Genomic DNA, 265 nt, shown 5'->3' with positions numbered 1-265 from the left:
AAGCGTGTCTTTGCCAACTACCTTACCTTTGGTGATGGCCCGACCGACGCCCTGATGGTCAACAATGCCGACTGGCTGCGCAACATCAACTATCTGGAATTCCTGCGCGATGTCGGCCGTCATTTCTCGGTCAATCGCATGCTTTCGTTCGATTCGGTGAAGACGCGCCTCGATCGTGAGCAGTCGCTCTCATTCCTCGAATTCAACTACATGATCCTTCAGGCCTACGATTTCGTGGAACTGAACAAGCGCCATGACATTCGCC

1 pseudogene is annotated in these 265 nt (G+C 53.2%); it reads left to right on the top strand.

Annotation, left to right across the window (positions count from 1 at the left end):
- Positions 1 to 265: pseudogene (locus tag SB719_RS20615) on the top strand (tyrosine--tRNA ligase); the annotation flags it as partial.

This window comes from Pantoea sp. SIMBA_079 (assembly GCF_046940275.1).
Taxonomy (GTDB): domain Bacteria; phylum Pseudomonadota; class Gammaproteobacteria; order Enterobacterales; family Enterobacteriaceae; genus Pantoea; species Pantoea borealis.
This window is presented reverse-complemented; position numbering and strand designations above follow the sequence as displayed.